Source organism: Klebsiella sp. RC2 (genome assembly GCF_014192815.1).
GTDB classification, from domain to species: domain Bacteria; phylum Pseudomonadota; class Gammaproteobacteria; order Enterobacterales; family Enterobacteriaceae; genus Klebsiella; species Klebsiella variicola.
In genome coordinates this window covers 136,763-158,174 of record NZ_JACHYL010000006.1, presented here as the reverse complement: position 1 = coordinate 158,174, position 21,412 = coordinate 136,763, and the positions used below count along the sequence as shown (strand labels likewise).

18 protein-coding genes are annotated in these 21,412 nt (G+C 57.0%); 14 read left to right on the top strand and 4 right to left on the bottom strand.

Annotated features, from left to right (window positions below; all coding sequences use genetic code 11):
* Window positions 1–7: 7 nt before the first annotated feature.
* The 4 genes from leuC to leuL form a co-directional block, all read right to left on the bottom strand.
* Window positions 8–1,408: a 3-isopropylmalate dehydratase large subunit gene (leuC, locus tag FHW76_RS18940; RefSeq protein ID WP_008807445.1), complete on the bottom strand. Its 1,401-nt coding sequence runs from the start codon at window positions 1,406–1,408 to the stop codon at window positions 8–10.
* A gap of 2 nt (window positions 1,409–1,410) precedes the next feature.
* Window positions 1,411–2,502, bottom strand: coding sequence for a 3-isopropylmalate dehydrogenase (gene leuB, locus FHW76_RS18935; protein ID WP_008807444.1), 1,092 nt, complete (start codon window positions 2,500–2,502; stop codon window positions 1,411–1,413).
* Window positions 2,502–4,073 carry a 2-isopropylmalate synthase gene (gene leuA / locus FHW76_RS18930; protein WP_008807443.1) on the bottom strand — a complete coding sequence of 524 codons (1,572 nt, stop codon included), beginning with the start codon at window positions 4,071–4,073 and terminating at the stop codon, window positions 2,502–2,504. Before leuA ends, leuB begins: the two co-directional genes overlap by 1 nt.
* A 95-nt stretch (window positions 4,074–4,168) precedes the next feature.
* Window positions 4,169–4,255, bottom strand: a complete 87-nt coding sequence (gene leuL, locus FHW76_RS18925; protein ID WP_004222662.1) for a leu operon leader peptide — start codon at window positions 4,253–4,255, stop codon at window positions 4,169–4,171.
* 612 nt (window positions 4,256–4,867) lie between these two features.
* On the opposite strand from leuL, the gene leuO reads away from it, so the two are divergent.
* The 14 genes from leuO (at window position 4,868) to murG (ending at window position 21,386) form a co-directional block, all read left to right on the top strand.
* The gene (leuO, locus tag FHW76_RS18920) at window positions 4,868–5,836 is read left to right on the top strand and encodes a transcriptional regulator LeuO (protein ID WP_072121929.1); all 969 of its coding nucleotides are present in this window, start codon (window positions 4,868–4,870) and stop codon (window positions 5,834–5,836) included.
* Window positions 5,837–6,230: 394 nt separating this feature from the next.
* Complete coding sequence (ilvI, locus tag FHW76_RS18915) at window positions 6,231–7,955, top strand: acetolactate synthase 3 large subunit (protein ID WP_023297065.1); 1,725 nt, start codon at window positions 6,231–6,233, stop codon at window positions 7,953–7,955.
* A 2-nt stretch (window positions 7,956–7,957) separates the two neighbouring features.
* Window positions 7,958–8,449, top strand: a complete 492-nt coding sequence (ilvN, locus tag FHW76_RS18910; protein WP_002888536.1) for an acetolactate synthase small subunit — start codon at window positions 7,958–7,960, stop codon at window positions 8,447–8,449.
* 180 nt (window positions 8,450–8,629) lie between these two features.
* Window positions 8,630–9,634: a catabolite repressor/activator gene (gene cra, locus FHW76_RS18905; protein ID WP_004145952.1), complete on the top strand. Its 1,005-nt coding sequence runs from the start codon at window positions 8,630–8,632 to the stop codon at window positions 9,632–9,634.
* A 640-nt stretch (window positions 9,635–10,274) separates the two neighbouring features.
* Complete coding sequence (gene mraZ, locus FHW76_RS18900) at window positions 10,275–10,733, top strand: division/cell wall cluster transcriptional repressor MraZ (RefSeq protein WP_012542858.1); 459 nt, start codon at window positions 10,275–10,277, stop codon at window positions 10,731–10,733.
* A gap of 2 nt (window positions 10,734–10,735) precedes the next feature.
* Complete coding sequence (gene rsmH, locus FHW76_RS18895) at window positions 10,736–11,677, top strand: 16S rRNA (cytosine(1402)-N(4))-methyltransferase RsmH (protein ID WP_008807438.1); 942 nt, start codon at window positions 10,736–10,738, stop codon at window positions 11,675–11,677.
* A complete protein-coding gene (ftsL, locus tag FHW76_RS18890; RefSeq protein WP_002888550.1) occupies window positions 11,674–12,039 on the top strand; it encodes a cell division protein FtsL in 366 nt (121 codons plus the stop codon). The genes rsmH and ftsL overlap by 4 nt, the downstream gene beginning before the upstream one ends.
* 15 nt (window positions 12,040–12,054) lie before the next feature.
* The gene (locus FHW76_RS18885) at window positions 12,055–13,821 is read left to right on the top strand and encodes a peptidoglycan glycosyltransferase FtsI (RefSeq protein ID WP_008807437.1); all 1,767 of its coding nucleotides are present in this window, start codon (window positions 12,055–12,057) and stop codon (window positions 13,819–13,821) included.
* Complete coding sequence (murE, locus tag FHW76_RS18880; protein WP_008807436.1) at window positions 13,808–15,295, top strand: UDP-N-acetylmuramoyl-L-alanyl-D-glutamate--2,6-diaminopimelate ligase; 1,488 nt, start codon at window positions 13,808–13,810, stop codon at window positions 15,293–15,295. Before FHW76_RS18885 ends, murE begins: the two co-directional genes overlap by 14 nt.
* Window positions 15,292–16,650: a UDP-N-acetylmuramoyl-tripeptide--D-alanyl-D-alanine ligase gene (gene murF, locus FHW76_RS18875; RefSeq protein ID WP_022066127.1), complete on the top strand. Its 1,359-nt coding sequence runs from the start codon at window positions 15,292–15,294 to the stop codon at window positions 16,648–16,650. The genes murE and murF overlap by 4 nt, the downstream gene beginning before the upstream one ends.
* Window positions 16,644–17,726 (top strand): phospho-N-acetylmuramoyl-pentapeptide-transferase, encoded by a 1,083-nt coding sequence (mraY, locus tag FHW76_RS18870; protein ID WP_008807434.1) that lies wholly within the window; start codon window positions 16,644–16,646, stop codon window positions 17,724–17,726. Before murF ends, mraY begins: the two co-directional genes overlap by 7 nt.
* A gap of 2 nt (window positions 17,727–17,728) precedes the next feature.
* Window positions 17,729–19,045, top strand: coding sequence for a UDP-N-acetylmuramoyl-L-alanine--D-glutamate ligase (murD, locus tag FHW76_RS18865; protein ID WP_008807433.1), 1,317 nt, complete (start codon window positions 17,729–17,731; stop codon window positions 19,043–19,045).
* Window positions 19,045–20,319, top strand: a complete 1,275-nt coding sequence (gene ftsW / locus FHW76_RS18860; RefSeq protein ID WP_004204337.1) for a cell division protein FtsW — start codon at window positions 19,045–19,047, stop codon at window positions 20,317–20,319. The genes murD and ftsW overlap by 1 nt, the downstream gene beginning before the upstream one ends.
* Entirely contained in the window at window positions 20,316–21,386 is a 1,071-nt protein-coding gene (gene murG / locus FHW76_RS18855) for an undecaprenyldiphospho-muramoylpentapeptide beta-N-acetylglucosaminyltransferase (protein WP_008807432.1), read from the top strand. Before ftsW ends, murG begins: the two co-directional genes overlap by 4 nt.
* Window positions 21,387–21,412 lie beyond the last annotated feature (26 nt).

The window sequence follows — 21,412 nt, the reverse complement described above, 5'->3', positions numbered from 1 at the left end:
GGTCTCCTTACTTCAGATTACGGATATCGGCGAAATGACCGGTAACAGCTGCCGCTGCGGCCATTGCCGGGCTCACCAGGTGCGTGCGTCCGCCGCGGCCCTGACGGCCTTCAAAATTACGGTTGCTGGTGGAGGCACAGCGCTCGCCCGGATTCAGGCGGTCATTGTTCATTGCCAGACACATCGAGCAACCCGGTAAGCGCCACTCAAAGCCGGCTTCGATGAAGATCTTATCCAGGCCTTCCGCTTCCGCCTGCGCTTTCACCGGACCGGAACCCGGCACCACCAGCGCCTGGACACCCGGCGCCACTTTACGCCCTTTAGCGATTTCCGCCGCGGCGCGTAAATCTTCGATTCGCGAGTTGGTGCAGGAGCCGATAAACACTTTATCGATAGCCACATCCGTCAGCGGGATCCCGGATTTCAGGCCCATGTAGGCCAGCGCTTTTTCGGCGCTGGCGCGTTCCACTGGATCGCTGAATGACGCCGGATCGGGGATATTATCCGTCACTGAGATCACCTGGCCCGGGTTGGTGCCCCAGGTCACCTGCGGGGCAATCTCCGCCGCCTGCAGCGTCACCACGGTATCAAACGTCGCGCCATCGTCGGTTTTCAGGGTTTTCCAGTACGCGACGGCATCGTCAAAATCTTTGCCTTTCGGCGCATGCAGACGGCCGCGTACGTAATTGAAGGTGGTTTCGTCCGGCGCGACCAGGCCCGCTTTGGCGCCCATCTCGATCGCCATGTTGCACAGGGTCATACGCCCTTCCATGCTCAGATCGCGGATCGCTTCGCCGCAGAACTCAACCACATGGCCGGTGCCGCCGGCGCTACCGGTTTTACCAATGATGGCCAGCACGATATCTTTGGCGGTAATGCCCGGCGCCGCTTTGCCTTGCACGTCGATTTTCATGGTCTTCGCGCGGCCCTGTTTCAGGGTCTGGGTCGCCAGCACATGCTCCACTTCGGAGGTGCCGATACCGAACGCCAGGGCCCCGAACGCGCCGTGGGTGGCGGTATGGGAGTCACCGCAAACAATGGTCATCCCCGGCAGGGTGACGCCCTGCTCCGGGCCCATGACGTGGACGATACCCTGGTATGGGTGATTTAAGTCATACAGCTCAACGCCAAACTCTTTACAGTTCTTAATCAGCTCCTGCATCTGGATACGGGCCATCTCGCCGGACGCGTTGATATCTTTGGTCTGCGTCGAGACGTTGTGATCCATGGTCGCGAAGGTTTTACCCGGCTGGCGCACCTGGCGGCCATGCGCGCGCAGGCCGTCAAACGCCTGCGGGGAGGTCACTTCGTGCACCAGATGGCGGTCGATGTACAGCAGCGGGGTTTCGTTCTGCGCCTCATACACTACGTGCGCATCAAATAATTTTTCGTATAACGTCTTCGCCATGATTACACCCCTTCTGCGACATAGCGGGCAATGATATCGCCCATTTCATCAGTACTGACCGCCGCCGTTCCGCGCGCCAGGTCGCCAGTACGAACCCCTTCCTCTAAGGCACGGTTGATGGCGCTTTCAATGGCGGTCGCCGCTTCGTCAGCGTCGAGGCTGTAGCGCAGCAGCAGGGCCAGAGAGAGGATCTGCGCGATCGGGTTAGCGATATTTTTGCCCGCGATGTCCGGCGCCGAGCCGCCCGCTGGTTCATACAGGCCAAAACCTTGTTCGTTAAGGCTCGCGGACGGCAGCATACCCATCGAGCCGGTGATCATCGCGCACTCGTCGGAGAGGATGTCGCCAAACAGGTTGGAGCACAGCAGCACGTCGAACTGGGACGGATCTTTAATCAGTTGCATGGTGGCGTTATCGATATACATATGCGCCAGCTCAACGTCCGGATACTCCTTGCCGATCTCGGTGACGATTTCGCGCCACAGAATGGACGACTGCAGGACGTTGGCCTTATCGATGGAGGTCACTTTGTGACGACGCTTACGAGCGGATTCAAAAGCGATGCGCGCGATACGTTCGATTTCAAAGCGGTGATACACCTCGGTATCAAAGGCTTTCTCATGCTGACCGCTGCCTTCGCGGCCTTTTGGCTGGCCGAAGTAGATGCCGCCGGTCAGTTCGCGAACGCAGAGAATGTCGAAGCCGTTGGCAGCGATGTCGGCGCGCAGCGGGCAGAACTCCTCCAGCCCCTGGTACAGTTTGGCCGGACGCAGATTGCTGAACAGTTTGAAGTGTTTACGCAGCGGCAGCAGCGCACCGCGCTCTGGCTGCTCGGCGGGCGGCAGGTGTTCCCATTTCGGACCACCGACGGAGCCGAACAGGATCGCATCCGCCTGTTCGCATCCGGCGACGGTCGCCTGCGGCAGGGGAGTCCCCTGACGGTCAATAGCCGCCCCACCGACGTCATACTGGCTGGTGGTAATGTGCATGGCAAAACGTTGGCGCACGGCTTCCAGTACTTTCATCGCCTGGTTCATCACTTCCGGGCCAATGCCATCACCCGGCAAAACGGCAATATGGTAATTCTTCGACATTACACGGTTTCCTTATTGTTCTCTTTATTCTGAGCTTTGCGTTGCAATTCTTTTTCGACTTCGGCGGCGCGCCAGATGTTGTTCAGCACGTGAACCATGGCTTTTGCTGACGACTCAACGATATCTGTGGCCAGGCCAACCCCGTGGAAACGGCGGCCGTTGTAGTCAACGACGATATCCACCTGGCCCAGGGCGTCTTTGCCGTGGCCTTTCGCACTTAAGCCATACTTCACTAAATCAATGTTGTAGTTTGTCACGCGGTTAATAGCCTGGTAGATGGCGTCGACCGGACCGTTGCCATTAGCGGCTTCGGTTTTGATTTCATCCCCGCAGACCAGCTTGATTGAAGCGGTGGCGATATCGCTGGAGCCAGACTGGACGCTGAAGTAGTCCAGGCGGAAATGCTCCGGCTCTTCCTGCTGCTTGTTGATAAACGCCAGCGCTTCCAGATCGTAATCGAAGACCTGGCCTTTTTTGTCCGCCAGCTTCAGGAACGCGTCGTACAGATGATCCAGGTTGTAATCGCTCTCCTGGTAACCCATCTCTTCCATCCGGTGTTTCACCGCCGCGCGACCGGAGCGGGAAGTCAGGTTCAGCTGTACCTGGTTCAGGCCGATGGATTCCGGAGTCATGATTTCGTAGTTTTCGCGGTTCTTCAGTACGCCGTCCTGGTGGATGCCGGAGGAGTGGGCGAAGGCGCCGGTGCCGACGATGGCTTTGTTGGCCGGGATAGGCATATTGCAGATCTGGCTGACGGTCTGGCTGGTGCGCCAGATTTCATGATGATTAATGTTGGTGTGCACGTTCATGATGTCTTTGCGCACTTTGATCGCCATGATCACTTCTTCCAGCGCACAGTTGCCAGCGCGTTCGCCGATACCGTTCATCGCGCCTTCTACCTGGCGCGCACCGGCGTGGACCGCGGCGAGGGCGTTACCGACGGCGATGCCCAGGTCATCATGGGTGTGGACGGAAATAATCGCTTTGTCGATATTCGGCACGCGATCATACAGGCCGCTGATAATGTTGGCGTATTCGAACGGCATGGTGTAGCCGACGGTGTCCGGGATATTAATGGTGGTGGCGCCAGCGTTGATCGCCGCTTCGACGACGCGAGCCAGATCGGCAATCGGCGTGCGGCCGGCGTCTTCACAAGAGAATTCGACATCGTCAGTGTAGTTGCGCGCCCGCTTCACCATATAGATCGCGCGCTCAATCACTTCATCCAGCGTGCTGCGCAGTTTGGTGGCGATATGCATCGGCGAGGTTGCAATAAAGGTATGGATGCGGAAAGCTTCAGCCACCTTTAAGGATTCTGCTGCCACATCGATATCTTTCTCAACGCAGCGCGCCAGAGCGCAAACACGACTGTTTTTGATGGTGCGCGCGATACTTTGCACCGATTCAAAATCGCCCGGGGAAGAGACCGGGAAACCGACTTCCATTACGTCGACCCCCATACGCTCAAGGGCCAGAGCGATCTGCAGCTTCTCTTTGACACTCAGGCTTGCCTGTAACGCTTGTTCGCCATCACGTAAGGTCGTATCGAAAATAATGACTTGCTGGCTCATGGTTTGGATCCTTAGTCTGTGTCCTGGCGCCTTGTTGACGAGCATAAAAAAACCCGCGCCAAGGCGCGGGTTTTATAGTCTTGCTGGAAGATGACTTAACGCTGAACGTCGCCCAACAGCCTACCGCGCAAATGGCATGCGTTTAGTAGTAGTAGGCTGGTGATACGAGCGGTGCGAATCATTGCGTCAAACTCCAGATGAAATCGTTATGCTTTTAGAGTTACTGGATAGCCGTTTTAAAGTCAACCCCTGGCACGGAAAAAGCGTTATTGGCTCTCGATGTGAATTAGCAAATTGTGCTGATGCAAGCCCTGTTTTGCCGAAGATCCTATTTTGGACAAAGGGAGGCGCGTCCTCAATTGTTTCATTTGAAAAAGTGCTTTGCATTCAACGCATCGGCCACGATGAACCGTGAACGAGGCGGCAAAAAAAGCTATCTGAATGAAAATATTATATTTATTTTCCTTATGAATGTATTTGCTCATTAGCGGATTATTTTTCAATGATAAGCAGTTGTTAATTTTATGAGGTTAAAAATAAAATACTTTATTATTGCTTAAGTTACAGTTAACTAGTGGTGTTGTTTTTATTTTTACGGATTATGGGTACACTCATCATCATTAAGTAACCGGTATGGTTTGAGCGGTTCATTTTCCTGGTAGTCCCGCTTTTTCACTGCCACTCATAGCCTTGATATATTCCTAAAAATCTCCTTTGCTATTTTGCAAATGTCATTTGCATGATAAATGATATTTTCGACGCTAATTATAGCGGTTTAGTAAAGGGAATTCATCGTGACGGCGGAATTAGATATGTTAATTGACACTCCAGAATATAAATCAGCCCCCGGACAGGAAGTCGTTAAACCTCAACTACGGATGGTTGATCTCAATCTGCTCACCGTTTTTGATGCGGTTATGCAAGAGCAGAATATCACCCGTGCCGCCCATACGCTCGGCATGTCTCAACCCGCGGTGAGTAACGCGGTTTCACGTCTGAAAGTGATGTTTAATGATGAGCTGTTTGTGCGCTATGGCCGCGGTATTCAGCCGACGGCGCGGGCCTATCAGCTTTTTGGTTCTGTGCGCCAGGCGCTGCAGCTGGTCCAAAACGAATTGCCGGGCTCCGGTTTTGAACCGCTAAGCAGTGAGCGCGTTTTCCATCTGTGCGTCTGCAGCCCGCTGGATAACATCCTGACGTCGGTTATTTTTAATAAAGTTGCGGAGATCGCACCCAATATTCATTTGGTCTTTAAATCCGCGCTGAATCAAAATACGGAACATCAGTTACGTTATCAGGAAACGGAATTTGTGATCGGTTATGAAGAGTTCCGTCGCCCTGAGTTTGCCTGCGTCCCGTTATTCAAAGACGAAATGGTTTTGGTGGCCAGTCGCAACCATCCCCGTATTTCCGGGCCGGTGATGGAGGCGGATATTTATCGTGAGGAGCATGCTACGGTGGCTCTCGATCGGTATGCCTCATTCAGTTTACCGTGGTATGACACGGCCGATAAACAGGCGCGTATCGCCTATCAGGGTAATGCGATGGTCAGCGTATTAAACGTGGTATCGCAAACTCAGATGGTGGCGATTGCCCCGCGCTGGCTGGCCAATGAGTTTGCCGATAAATTAGCCCTGCAAATATTACCTTTGCCGTTGAAGGTTAACAGCCGGACCTGCTATCTCTCGTGGCATGAAGCGGCTGGCCGCGATAAAGGCCATCAGTGGATGGAAGAGCTGCTGGTGGATATTTGCAAGCGCTGAGCCGATGGCAACGAGGATAAAAGGAGCTTCGGCTCCTTTTTTTATATGATGTAAATTCGATAATGCAGAATTTTGTTCTGTTTGACCTGTTCGAGGCATTCGTTGGGTTCGTGAAAAATGGATCAATTCCTGCTATCACGCCTTTTCTCCGAGTATTTACCATTCCCTTTTCTTATCTCTGAAGCAATCCACCATATTTTCACTTCTCCGCTTTCTTTTCTTCTTATTACGGGGATAACACATCCCCTGCGGCGAATTGCCTGCCTGCTGGCGAGCAGTTATGGTAGTGGCATGCAGTCCATTCACCTCAGTGCGGAGGGTCTCTCCTCCGCATCGTGCGAGCGCGCGGAAATTGAGTTCCGCTGTCGTAAAACAATAAGCCTGGAGGCAAACCATGGAGATGTTGTCAGGAGCCGAGATGGTCGTCCAATCGCTTGTCGATCAGGGCGTCAAGCAAGTATTCGGCTATCCCGGAGGCGCAGTCCTCGATATCTATGATGCGTTACATACCCTTGGCGGTATCGATCATGTGCTGGTTCGCCACGAGCAGGCGGCAGTGCATATGGCGGATGGCCTGGCGCGGGCGACCGGCGAGGTTGGCGTCGTGCTGGTCACCTCTGGACCAGGGGCGACGAACGCCATCACCGGTATCGCGACGGCCTATATGGATTCCATTCCGCTGGTGATCCTCTCCGGGCAGGTGGCGACATCGCTGATCGGCTACGATGCCTTCCAGGAGTGCGACATGGTGGGGATTTCCCGTCCGGTGGTGAAGCACAGTTTCCTGGTGAAGCAGACCGAAGATATTCCCGGTGTCCTGAAGAAAGCCTTCTGGCTGGCGGCCAGCGGTCGCCCCGGACCGGTGGTGGTCGATCTACCGAAAGATATTCTCAATCCGGCGAAAAAGCTGCCGTACGCCTGGCCGGAGGCGGTGAGTATGCGTTCGTATAACCCGACCACCAGCGGTCATAAGGGACAGATTAAACGCGCCCTGCAGACCCTGGTGGCGGCGAGTAAGCCGGTCGTTTACGTCGGCGGCGGGGCGATCAATGCGCATTGCGAACCCCAGCTGCGTGAACTGGTGGAAAAGCTGAAGCTGCCGGTTGCTTCCTCCCTGATGGGGCTTGGCGCTTTCCCGGCGACGCACCCGCAGGCGCTGGGGATGCTGGGTATGCACGGCACCTATGAAGCCAACATGACCATGCACCATTCGGACGTCATTTTCGCCGTCGGCGTCCGCTTTGACGATCGGACCACCAACAATCTGGCCAAGTACTGTCCGAACGCGACGGTGCTGCATATTGATATCGATCCGACCTCGATCTCGAAAACCGTGCCGGCGGATGTGCCGATCGTCGGCGATGCCCGGCTGGTACTGGAGCAGATGCTGGAGCTACTGGACCAGGAAGAGACGCAGCAGCCGCTGGACGACATTCGCGACTGGTGGCAACAGATCGAGCAGTGGCGTGCCCGCCATTGTCTGCGCTACGACGACCGGAGCGATAAAATCAAACCGCAGGCGGTGATTGAAACTATCTGGCGGTTGACCCAGGGCGATGCCTACGTCACTTCCGATGTGGGCCAGCACCAGATGTTCGCCGCCCTGTATTACCCCTTCGACAAACCACGGCGCTGGATTAACTCCGGTGGTCTCGGCACCATGGGCTTTGGCCTACCGGCTGCGCTGGGGGTCAAAATGGCTCTGCCGGACGAAATGGTGGTCTGCGTGACCGGTGACGGCAGTATCCAGATGAACATTCAGGAACTCTCTACTGCGCTGCAGTATGAGTTACCGGTTCTGGTGCTTAACCTCAACAACCGCTATCTCGGGATGGTGAAGCAGTGGCAGGATATGCTCTATTCCGGGCGCCACTCCCAGTCCTATATGGAATCGCTGCCGGACTTTGTGCGTCTGGCGGAAGCCTATGGTCACGTCGGGATCCGCATCAGCGAGCCGCAGGAGCTGGAGTCAAAGCTTGCTGAAGCGCTGGAGCAGGTGCGTCAGCGCCGGCTGGTGTTTGTCGATGTCACCGTCGACGGCAGTGAGCATGTGTACCCCATGCAGATCCGCGGCGGCGGCATGGATGAGATGTGGTTGAGCAAAACGGAGAGGACCTGATTATGCGCCGGATATTATCGGTATTACTGGAAAACGAATCGGGCGCATTGTCCCGCGTTATCGGCCTCTTTTCCCAGCGCGGCTATAATATAGAAAGCCTGACTGTGGCGCCGACGGACGACCCTACGCTCTCCAGAATGACCATCCAGACCGTGGGCGATGAAAAAGCGATCGAGCAGATTGAAAAGCAGCTGCACAAGCTGGTGGATGTGCTGCGAGTCAGCGAATTGGGGCAGGGGGCCCATGTCGAACGCGAAATCATGCTGGTGAAGGTTCAGGCCAGCGGCTATGGCCGTGAAGAAGTGAAACGCAACACCGAAATCTTTCGCGGACAGATTATCGATGTGACGCCTTCTATCTATACCGTTCAGCTCGCCGGAACCAGTGATAAGCTTGATGCTTTCCTGGCTTCGCTGCGCGATGTCGCTCGGATCGTAGAAGTGGCTCGCTCCGGTGTGGTCGGCCTGTCTCGCGGTGATAAAATCATGCGCTGAGGATCGGGAACTGATGCAAAAATAGCCCGGCAGCGACTGTCGGGCTTTTTTTTTGCGAAATCAGTAGGAACTGTAAGCGAAAGCGGTTGCTGCGCTAACTATTCTGCGCTTAGATGTTATAAAAAGGGTTCCATACCTGAATAATGGTTATGTTTGGCACTTCTTACCCAAGGGGCAATTGTGAAACTGGATGAAATCGCCCGGCTGGCCGGTGTTTCAAGAACCACCGCGAGCTATGTGATTAATGGCAAAGCGAAGCAGTACCGCGTAAGCGATAAAACGGTCGAAAAGGTGATGGCTGTGGTGCGGGAGCATAACTATCATCCGAATGCGGTCGCCGCTGGCCTGCGTGCAGGACGCACACGATCTATCGGTCTGGTGATCCCGGATCTCGAAAATACCAGCTATACCCGCATTGCAAATTATCTCGAACGTCAGGCGCGTCAGCGTGGCTATCAGCTGCTGATTGCCTGTTCTGAGGATCAACCCGATAACGAGATGCGCTGCATTGAGCATCTGCTGCAGCGCCAGGTGGACGCTATCATTGTCTCTACCTCGCTGCCGCCGGAGCACCCTTTCTATCAACGCTGGGCTAACGATCCGTTTCCGATTGTCGCGCTTGACCGCGCCCTTGACCGCGAGCATTTCACCAGTGTGGTCGGCGCTGATCAGGATGACGCTGAAATGCTCGCTGCCGAGCTGCGGACCTTCCCTGGCGAAACGGTACTTTATCTCGGCGCGCTGCCGGAACTGTCGGTGAGCTTCCTGCGCGAGCAGGGCTTCCGCAAAGCCTGGCAGGACGATCCGCGCGAGGTGCATTATCTCTATGCCAACAGCTATGAGCGCGAAGCCGCGGCTCAGCTGTTTGAGAAATGGCTTGAAACCCATCCGATGCCTCAGGCGCTGTTTACTACCTCTTTCCCGTTGCTGCAGGGCGTGATGGATGTGACGCTGCGCCGTGAGGGCAAACTGCCCTCCGAGCTGGCGATCGCCACCTTCGGCGATAATGAGCTGCTCGATTTTCTGCAGTGCCCGGTGCTGGCAGTGGCTCAGCGCCATCGCGATGTCGCTGAGCGGGTGCTGGAGATCGTCCTCGCCAGCCTCGATGAACCGCGCAAGCCAAAGCCGGGCCTGAGCCGTATTCGCCGTAATCTCTATCGTCGCGGTAGCCTGAATCGCCGCTAAGCGCGCAATATCGCCAGAGCCCAGGAATATTCCTGGCGGGCCTGCCGGAAAGCAGGCCTTTGGCGATTAATCAGGCAATTGACGTCCAAAATGCAAAACTGAATATATTTCAGACAAATCCCTAAACTTCTTTACGTGTTATTTTGTTTAATTCGCTGGCAATCGTTTTGTTACTCAAAACGGGACACAAAAAATGATTGCGCAGGCTTTAATTGTATTATTTTGTTACATTCACCAGGTTAATTGCTGAATTAACACTCATTTTGTACGCCCCAGCCTTTCTCTTCTGCCCTATCCCGCGTCTGGTCCGCCCCTCAGCCAGCAACAGGTACTGTTAACGACCGGCATAATGGCCTAAAATGCCGCTCGCGTCGCAAACTGACACTTTATATTTTCCCGCCGAAGATATTTTGTTGTTTATAACTGTTACGAGTTTGTTGGTTATTTTCTTACACGTATTCATAACGTTAATTTGCCTCGCCTGTTGATGATTTTTTCATCAGGGCTAATGTCGGCTGTAAATAATGGGTTTTTGAGCTCTGTTGGCATCCGTGCTGGCTTGACAAGCTTTTCCTCCGCTCCGTAAACTCCTTCTGGTGGGAATTTGTGGGATAAAGTGGCGAAAAGGGGTGAGGCTGGCATGTTCCGTGGAGCAACGTTGGTCAATCTCGACAGCAAAGGCCGCCTGGCCGTGCCAACGCGCTATCGCGATGGGCTGATCGAGGACGCTGCCGGTCAATTGGTATGCACCATTGACATTCATCACCCGTGCCTGCTGCTTTATCCATTGCCTGAATGGGAAATCATCGAGCAGAAATTGTCGCGTTTATCGAGCATGAATCCCGTTGAGCGGCGCGTACAGCGTTTGCTTCTGGGTCATGCCAGCGAATGTCAGATGGATAATGCCGGACGATTGCTCATCGCGCCGGTGTTACGGCAGCATGCCGGGCTGACAAAAGAAGTGATGCTGGTCGGGCAGTTTAATAAGTTTGAACTGTGGGATGAAACGACCTGGTATCAACGGGTCAAGGAAGATATCGACGCTGAGCAGTCCGCGACCGGTGAACTGTCGGAGCGCCTGCAGGATTTGTCCTTATAAAAATGATGGAAAATTATAAACATACTACGGTACTTCTGGATGAAGCCGTCAACGGCCTCAATATTCGTCCAGACGGTATCTATATTGATGGTACTTTTGGCCGCGGTGGTCACTCGCGCCTGATCCTCTCCCGGCTGGGAGCGGAAGGACGCTTGCTGGCAATCGATCGCGATCCACAGGCGATTGCCGTCGCGAAAACCATCGATGATCCCCGCTTTTCCATCGTACATGGTCCTTTTTCACAGCTCGCTGACTACGTCGACGAGCGTAATCTTACCGGTAAGATCGACGGCATTCTGCTCGATCTCGGCGTCTCTTCCCCGCAGCTTGACGATGCGGAACGCGGCTTTTCCTTTATGCGCGACGGGCCGCTGGACATGCGCATGGATCCGACGCGCGGTCAGTCCGCGGCCGAGTGGCTGCAGACGGCAGAAGAAGCCGATATCGCCTGGGTGATTAAAACCTTCGGCGAAGAGCGTTTCGGTAAACGTATCGCCCGCGCGATCGTCGAACGTAACCGTATTGAACCGATGACCCGCACCAAAGAGCTGGCGGAGGTCATTGCTGCGGCGATGCCGGTAAAAGATAAGCATAAACATCCCGCGACCCGTACCTTCCAGGCGGTGCGCATATGGGTAAACAGTGAACTGGAGGAGATAGAGCAGGCGCTAAAAAGCTCGCTCAGCGTGCTGGCCCCGGGTGGGCGGCTATCGATCATTAGTTTTCATTCGCTGGAAGATCGCATTGTGAAGCGCTTTATGCGTGAACAAAGCCGCGGTCCGCAGGTTCCGGCGGGAATACCGATGACCGAAGCGCAGCTCAAAAAACTGGGCGGCCGTGAGTTACGAGCACTAGGCAAGTTGATGCCGGGCGAAGAAGAGGTGGCAGAGAATCCACGTGCCCGTAGTTCAGTGCTGCGTATTGCAGAGAGGACGAACGCATGATCGGCAGAGTGACAGAGGCCTTAAGCAAGGTTAAAGGGTCGATTGGAAGCAACGAGCGCCATGCTTTGCCTGGCGTGATCGGGGACGACCTTCTGCGGTTTGGGAAACTGCCACTCTGCCTGTTCATTTGCATCATTATTACGGCGATTACCGTGGTCACCACCGCGCACCATACGCGCCTGCTGACCGCGCAGCGTGAACAACTGGTTCTGGAACGCGACGCCCTGGATATCGAGTGGCGCAACCTGATCCTCGAAGAGAACGCGCTCGGCGATCACAGTCGGGTTGAGCGGATCGCGACCGAGAAGTTGCAGATGCAACACGTCGATCCATCACAAGAAAATATCGTTGTACAGAAATAAGGATTATTGCGACGGATGAAAGCAGCGCCAAAAACGCCAAAAGCAAAGCGTCAGGAAGAACAGGCCAACTTTATCAGTTGGCGTTTTGCGTTGCTGTGCGGCTGTATTCTGCTGGCGCTGACTTTCCTGCTGGGTCGTGTCGCCTGGCTCCAGGTGGTCAGCCCCGACATGCTGGTGCGTCAGGGCGATATGCGCTCGCTGCGCGTCCAGGAAGTGTCTACCGCGCGCGGGATGATTACCGACCGCTCCGGGCGGCCGCTGGCGGTCAGCGTACCGGTGAAGGCTATCTGGGCCGATCCGAAGGAGCTGCATGATGCTGGCGGGGTCACCCTGGATACGCGCTGGAAGGCGCTGGCGGACGCCCTCAATATGCCGCTGGATCAGCTGGCAACGCGCATCAATACCAATCCGCGGATGCGTTTTATCTATCTGGCGCGTCAGGTAAACCCTGACATGGCCGACTACATCAAAAAGCTAAAGCTGCCGGGCATTCATCTGCGTGAAGAGTCCCGTCGTTATTACCCTTCCGGAGAAGTGACTGCTCACCTCATTGGCTTTACCAACGTCGACAGCCAGGGGATTGAAGGGGTCGAAAAAAGCTTTGATAAATGGCTTACCGGCCAGCCGGGCGAGCGTATCGTGCGTAAAGACCGCTATGGCCGGGTCATTGAAGATATCTCTTCTACCGACAGCCAGGCGGCGCACAACCTGGCGCTGAGCATCGACGAACGTCTGCAGGCGCTGGTCTATCGCGAGCTGAACAACGCCGTGGCCTTTAACAAAGCCGAGTCGGGCAGCGCCGTGTTAGTGGACGTTAACACCGGGGAAGTGCTGGCGATGGCCAACAGCCCCTCCTATAACCCGAACAACTTCGCCGGTACGGCGAAAGACACCATGCGTAACCGCGCTATCACCGACGTATTCGAACCGGGTTCGACGGTGAAACCGATGGTGGTGATGACGGCGCTGCAGCGCGGCATCGTCAACGAAAATACCGTGCTGAATACCATTCCCTATCGAATTAACGGCCACGAAATCAAAGACGTGGCGCGTTATAGCGAATTGACCCTGACCGGGGTGCTACAGAAGTCGAGTAACGTCGGTGTTTCTAAGCTGGCGTTAGCGATGCCGTCCTCAGCGTTAGTAGATACTTACTCACGTTTTGGGCTTGGAAAGGCGACCAATTTGGGGTTGGTCGGAGAACGCAGTGGCTTATATCCTCAAAAACAACGGTGGTCTGACATAGAGAGGGCCACCTTTTCTTTCGGCTACGGGCTAATGGTAACCCCGTTACAGTTAGCGCGAGTCTACGCAACGATTGGCAGCTATGGCATCTATCGCCCGCTGTCAATTACCAAGGTTGATCCACCGGTTCCGGGCGAGCGCGTCTTCCCGGAATCACTCGTTCGTACCGTCGTTCATATGATGGAAAGCGTGGCGCTGCCCGGCGGCGGCGGCGTGAAAGCGGCGATCAAAGGCTATCGCATCGCGATTAAAACCGGTACGGCGAAAAAAGTGGGGCCGGATGGCCGCTATATCAACAAATATATTGCTTACACCGCAGGCGTTGCGCCCGCCAGCCATCCGCGCTTCGCGCTGGTGGTGGTGATCAACGACCCGCAGGCAGGTAAATACTACGGTGGCGCCGTTTCCGCGCCGGTCTTCGGTGCCATCATGGGCGGCGTATTGCGCACCATGAACATTGAGCCGGATGCGCTGGCAACGGGCGAAAAAAGTGAATTTGTAATTAATCAAGGCGAGGGAACAGGTGGCAGATCGTAATTTGCGCGACCTACTCGCTCCGTGGGTGCCAAACGCACCGGAGCGCATTCTGCGAGAGATGACGCTGGACAGCCGGGTGGCTGCTTCCGGCGATCTCTTTATCGCGGTACAGGGTCATCAGGCGGACGGGCGTCGTTATATCCCGCAGGCGATAGCGCAAGGTGTGGCTGCCATTATTGCTGAAGCGCAGGGCGAGGCTGAAGACGGTGAGATCCGTGAAATGCACGGCGTGCCGGTTATTTACCTGAGCCAGCTTAACGAACGCTTATCGGCGCTGGCCGGGCGTTTTTATCATCAGCCGTCGCAGCAGCTGCGTCTGGTGGGCGTCACCGGTACTAACGGTAAAACGACCACCACTCAACTGCTGGCGCAGTGGGCGAAGCTGCTCGGCGAAACCAGCGCAGTGATGGGGACCGTTGGCAACGGCCTGCTGGATAAAGTCGTGCCGACCGAAAATACCACCGGTTCTGCGGTAGACGTTCAGCATGTGCTCTCCAGTCTGGTCGGGCAGGGGGCAACCTTCGGCGCGATGGAAGTCTCTTCCCACGGTCTGGTGCAACACCGCGTGGCGGCGCTGCAGTTTGCCGCCTCGGTGTTTACCAATCTGAGCCGCGACCACCTCGACTACCATGGCGACATGGAGCACTACGAAGCGGCGAAATGGCTGCTGTACTCGACCCACCATTGCGGCCAGGCCATCGTCAACGCTGACGATGAAGTGGGGCGTCGCTGGCTGGCGAAGCTGCCGGATGCGGTGGCGGTGTCGATGGAAGATCATATCAATCCGAACTGCCACGGCCGCTGGCTGAAGGCCACCGCGGTCAACTATCACGACAGCGGCGCGACCATTCAGTTTGACTCCAGCTGGGGCAACGGTGAAATCGAAAGCCGCCTGATGGGCGCCTTTAACGTCAGCAACCTGCTGCTGGCGCTGGCGACGCTGCTGGCGCTGGGCTATCCGCTGGCCGATCTGCTGAAAACCGCAGCGCGTTTACAGCCGGTATGCGGCCGTATGGAAGTGTTCAGCGCGCCCGGTAAACCGGCCGTGGTGGTGGATTACGCCCATACGCCTGACGCGCTGGAAAAAGCGCTGCAGGCCGCGCGCCTGCACTGCAGCGGCAAGCTGTGGTGCGTTTTCGGCTGCGGCGGCGACCGTGACAAAGGCAAGCGTCCGCTGATGGGCGCTATCGCTGAAGAATTTGCCGACATCGTGGTGGTCACTGATGACAACCCGCGCACCGAAGAGCCGCGGGCGATTATCAACGATATTCTGGCCGGCATGCTCGATGCGGGTCATGCGAAGGTGATGGAAGGCCGCGCGGAAGCGGTCACCAACGCCGTGATGCAGGCGAAAGAGAACGACGTGGTGCTGGTGGCGGGTAAAGGCCATGAAGATTACCAGATCGTCGGCAATCGCCGTCTGGATTATTCCGACCGCGTCACCGTCGCGCGTCTGCTGGGAGCGGTAGCATGATTCGCTTTACGTTAAGCCAGCTCGCCGCGATCGCCCATGGCGAACGGCAGGGTAGCGACATCGCTATCGACGAGGTGACCTCCGATACCCGTAAAGTGACGGCGGGCTGCCTGTTTGTGGCGCTGAAAGGCGAGCGTTTCGACGCTCATGATTTTGCCGAACAGGCGAAAGCAGCTGGCGCCGGCGCGCTGCTGGTGAGCCGTCCGCTGGCCTGCGATCTCCCGCAGGTGATCGTGAAAGATACCCGCCAGGCTTTCGGCGAGTTAGCCGCCTGGGTGCGTCAGCAGGTACCGACCCGCGTCGTCGCCCTGACCGGCTCGTCCGGTAAAACCTCGGTCAAAGAGATGACCGCGGCGATCCTTAGCCAGTGCGGCAACACACTGTATACCGCTGGCAACCTGAACAACGATATCGGCGTACCGATGACGCTGCTGCGCCTGACTAAAGAGCATCAGTACGCGGTGATCGAACTCGGCGCCAACCACCAGGGCGAAATCGCCTGGACCGTCAGCCTGACGCGTCCGGAAGCCGCGCTGGTCAACAACCTTGCTGCGGCGCACCTCGAAGGTTTCGGCTCGCTGGCGGGCGTGGCGAAGGCGAAGGGCGAAATCTATACCGGTCTGCCGGAAAACGGCATCGCCATTCTCAATGCTGATAACAACGACTGGCTGAACTGGCAGGCGGTGATTGGCGATCGCAAAGTGTGGCGCTTCTCACCGAATGCGGCCAACAGCGACTTCACGGCGACCAACGTGCAGATCACCAGCCACGGTACCGAATTTACGCTGCAGACCCCAACCGGCAACGTTGACGTCCTGCTGCCGCTGCCGGGACGCCATAACATCGCTAACGCGCTGGCGGCGACCTCGCTGGCGATGGCGGTAGGCGCCGATCTGGCGGCGGTAAAAGCCGGTCTGGCGCAGCTGAAGGCCGTTCCGGGGCGTCTGTTCCCGATCCGGCTGACGGAGAGCCAGCTGCTGCTGGATGACTCCTACAACGCCAACGTTGGTTCGATGACCGCGGCGGTGCAGGTACTGTCAGAGATGCCCGGCTTCCGGGCGATGGTGGTCGGCGATATGGCGGAGCTTGGCGCGGAAAGCGCGGCCTGCCATCGCGAAGTCGGCGAGGCAGCGAAAGCGGCGGGGCTGGATTGCGTCCTCAGCGTCGGCACCTTGAGCGCGGATATCAGCCGCGCCAGCGGCGTGGGCGAACATTTTAATGATAAAGCCGCAGTAGTGGCTCGCCTGCGCGAGCTGCTGGCGGAGCACAAGATAATGACCATTTTAGTGAAGGGTTCACGTAGTGCCGCCATGGAAGAGGTAGTACGCGCATTACAGGAGACTTGGACATGTTAGTATGGCTGGCCGAACATTTGGTCAAATATTATTCCGGCTTTAACGTCTTTTCTTATCTGACGTTTCGCGCCATCGTCAGCCTGCTGACCGCGCTGTTCATCTCGTTGTGGATGGGCCCGCGCATGATCGCCCGTCTGCAAAAACTCTCCTTCGGCCAGGTTGTACGTAACGACGGTCCGGAGTCCCATTTCAGCAAACGCGGCACGCCGACCATGGGGGGGATCATGATCCTCACTGCGATCACCGTCTCCGTTCTGCTGTGGGCTTACCCCTCCAACCCGTACGTCTGGTGCGTACTGACGGTATTAATCGGCTACGGGATCATCGGCTTTGTTGATGATTACCGTAAAGTCGTGCGCAAAGATACCAAAGGCCTGATCGCCCGCTGGAAGTATTTCTGGATGTCGGTGATCGCGCTGGGCGTGGCGTTCGCGCTCTATCTGGCCGGGAAAGACACCCCGGCGACCGAGCTGGTGGTGCCATTCTTTAAAGACGTGATGCCGCAGCTGGGCCTGCTCTATATCCTGCTGGCTTACTTCGTTATCGTCGGTACCGGCAACGCCGTCAACCTGACCGATGGCCTCGACGGCCTGGCGATTATGCCGACCGTCTTCGTCGCTGCCGGCTTTGCGCTGGTGGCATGGGCTACCGGCAACATGAACTTCGCCAACTACCTGCACATTCCTTATCTGCGCCATGCTGGCGAGCTGGTGATCGTCTGTACGGCGATTGTCGGCGCGGGTCTGGGCTTCCTGTGGTTTAACACCTATCCGGCGCAGGTCTTTATGGGCGACGTCGGTTCGCTGGCGCTTGGCGGCGCGCTGGGCATTATCGCCGTGCTGCTGCGTCAGGAATTCCTGCTGGTGATTATGGGCGGCGTTTTCGTCGTGGAGACTCTGTCGGTGATCCTGCAGGTTGGCTCCTTTAAGCTGCGCGGTCAGCGCATCTTCCGTATGGCGCCGATTCACCATCACTATGAACTGAAGGGCTGGCCGGAGCCGCGCGTTATCGTGCGCTTCTGGATTATCTCGCTGATGCTGGTGCTGATTGGCCTGGCGACGCTGAAGGTACGTTAATCATGGCAGATTATCAGGGTAAAAAAGTCGTCATTATTGGGCTGGGTATGACCGGCCTGTCATGCGTGGACTTTTTCATGGCGCGCGGCGTGACGCCGCGTGTAATGGACACCCGCGTCGCGCCTCCGGGGCTGGATAAATTACCCGAATCGGTCGAATGCCATGTCGGTGGACTCAATGATACCTGGCTGCTGGCGGCGGATCTGATTGTCGCCAGTCCCGGCATCGCGCTGGCCCATCCTTCACTGAGCGCGGCAGCCGATGCAGGCGTAGAGATCGTTGGTGATATCGAACTGTTCTGCCGCGAGGCGCAGGCGCCGATTATCGCCATTACCGGCTCTAACGGCAAAAGCACTGTCACTACTCTGGTGGGCGAGATGGCGAAAGCGGCCGGGGTTAACGTCGGCGTGGGCGGTAATATCGGCCTGCCGGCGCTGATGCTGCTGGACACCGATCGTGAGCTGTATGTGCTGGAGCTCTCCAGCTTCCAGCTGGAAACGACCTCCAGCCTGCAGGCGGTGGCGGCAACCATCCTCAACGTGACTGAGGACCATATGGACCGCTACCCGCTGGGGCTGCAGCAGTATCGCGCGGCGAAGCTGCGGATTTACGAGAATGCAAAAACCTGCGTGGTGAACGCGGACGATGCGCTCACGATGCCGGTACGCGGGGCGGACGATCGCTGCATCAGCTTTGGTGTCGATGTCGGTGACTACCACCTTAACCGTCAGCAGGGCGAAACCTGGCTGCGCGTTAAAGGTGAGAAAGTCCTCAATGTGAAAGAGATGCCTCTCACCGGTCAGCATAACTACAGCAACGCCCTGGCGGCACTGGCGCTGGCCGATGCCGCGGGCCTGCCGCGGGCCAGTAGCCTCAAGGCATTAACCACCTTCACTGGTCTGGCCCATCGCTTTCAGCTGGTGCTGGATCACAACGGCGTACGCTGGATTAACGACTCGAAGGCAACCAACGTCGGCAGCACCGAGGCGGCGCTGAACGGCCTGCAGCTGGATGGCACGCTGTATCTTCTGCTGGGCGGCGACGGCAAGTCCGCTGATTTCACCCCGCTGAAGCGCTACCTCGGCGGCGATCGTATCCGTCTGTACTGCTTTGGTCGCGACGGCGCCGAGCTCGCCGAGCTGCGTCCTGACGTGGCGGTACAAACTGAAACCATGGAACAGGCGATGCGTCAGATAGCGCCCCTGGTGAAAGCGGGCGACATGGTTCTCCTGTCGCCGGCGTGCGCCAGCCTGGATCAGTTTAAGAATTTTGAACAACGGGGCGATATGTTTGCCCGTCTGGCGAAGGAGTTAGGTTGATGCGTTTCTCTCTCCCACGCCTGAGAATGCCGCAGCTGAGCTTGCCTCGGTTGAGACTGCCGCGACTGCCGGGGATGTTTATCTTCGCCTGGCTGTTCGCCGCGCTAAAAGGCTGGGTGATGGGCTCGCGCCCGAAAGATAACGACAGTCTGGTGATGTATGACCGGATGCTGCTATGGCTGACCTTCGGCCTGGCGGCGATCGGCTTTATCATGGTGACCTCGGCGTCGATGCCGGTGGGGCAGCGCCTGGCGAACGATCCTTTCCTCTTTGCCAAGCGTGACGGCCTGTACATTGTGCTGGCCTTTGTCCTCGCGCTGGTGACGCTGCGCCTGCCGATGGATTTCTGGCAGCGCCACAGTACCGCGATGCTGATTGCCTCAATTGTGATGCTGCTGATCGTACTGGTGGTGGGCAGCTCGGTAAACGGCGCATCGCGCTGGATCGCCCTTGGCCCGCTGCGTATTCAGCCGGCGGAGTTCACCAAGCTGTCGCTGTTCTGCTATATCGCCAACTATCTGGTGCGTAAAGCGGATGAAGTGCGTAACAACCTGCGCGGGTTCTTAAAACCGATGGGCGTGATTTTCGTGCTGGCGATCCTGCTGCTGGCGCAGCCTGACCTCGGTACCGTGGTAGTGCTGTTCGTCACCACGCTGGCGATGCTCTTCCTTGCTGGCGCGAAACTGTGGCAGTTCATCGCCATTATCGGCATGGGTATCTCGGCGGTGGTCCTGCTGATCCTCGCTGAACCGTACCGTATTCGCCGCGTGACCTCCTTCTGGAACCCATGGGAAGACCCGTTCGGCAGTGGTTACCAGCTGACCCAGTCGCTGATGGCCTTTGGCCGCGGCGAGATGTGGGGGCAGGGCCTCGGCAACTCAGTGCAAAAACTGGAGTATTTGCCGGAAGCGCACACTGACTTTATCTTCGCCATTATCGGCGAAGAACTCGGTTATATCGGTGTGGTACTGGCGCTTTTAATGGTATTCTTCGTCGCTTTCCGCGCCATGTCGATTGGCCGTAAAGCGCTGGAGATCGATCATCGCTTCTCCGGCTTCCTCGCCTGTGCGATTGGTATCTGGTTTAGCTTCCAGGCGTTAGTTAACGTCGGGGCGGCGGCGGGGATGCTGCCGACGAAAGGTCTGACGCTGCCGCTGATCAGTTATGGTGGTTCCAGTCTGCTGATTATGTCGACGGCCATCATGTTGTTGTTGCGAATAGATTATGAAACGCGTCTGGAAAAAGCCCAGGCGTTTACACGGGGTGTTCGATGAGCGGTCAGGAAAAGCGGTTGATGGTGATGGCGGGCGGTACCGGCGGGCATGTGTTCCCGGGGCTGGCGGTCGCGCACCATTTAATGGACCAGGGCTGGCAGGTTCGCTGGCTGGGTACCGCCGATCGTATGGAAGCGGATTTAGTGCCGAAAAACGGCATCGAGATTGATTTTATCCGTATCTCCGGCCTGCGTGGCAAAGGGATAAAAGCGCAACTGTTGGCGCCGGTGCGTATCTTCAACGCCTGGCGTCAGGCGCGAGCGATCATGAAGCGTTTCCAGCCGGATGTGGTGCTGGGCATGGGCGGCTATGTCTCCGGGCCTGGCGGTCTGGCGGCGTGGTCGTTGGGGATCCCGGTGGTCCTCCACGAACAAAACGGTATTGCCGGTCTGACCAACAAATGGCTGGCGAAGATTGCGAAGAAAGTGATGCAGGCGTTTCCCGGCGCGTTCCCGCATGCGGACGTGGTCGGAAACCCGGTGCGTACCGATGTACTGGCGCTGCCGCTGCCGGGTCAGCGTCTGGTGGGGCGTCATGGACCGATTCGCGTGCTGGTGGTCGGTGGCTCTCAGGGCGCGCGCGTCCTGAACCAGACTATGCCGCAGGTGGCGGCGAAGCTCGGTGATGCGGTGACCATCTGGCATCAGAGCGGCAAAGGTGGCCAGCAAACCGTGCAACAGGCCTATGCCGCTGCGGGGCAGCCGCAGCATAAAGTGACGGAATTTATTGATGACATGGCCGCTGCCTATGCCTGGGCTGATGTCGTGGTTTGCCGTTCCGGCGCGCTGACGGTCAGCGAAATCGCGGCTGCAGGTTTACCGGCGCTGTTTGTACCCTTCCAGCACAAAGATCGTCAGCAGTACTGGAATGCGCTGCCGCTGGAGAAAGCCGGCGCGGCGAAAATTCTTGAACAGCCTGAGTTCACGGTAGAGGCGGTTGCCTCTACCCTGGCGAGCTGGGATCGGGAAACGTTGCTGGATATGGCGGAACGAGCGCGTGGCGCTTCGATTCCGGACGCTACCGAGCGAGTAGCAGAAGAGGTCAGCGCCGTAGCTTTGGCGCGCTAATTGCGGTGATTTTCACCGCCCGAATG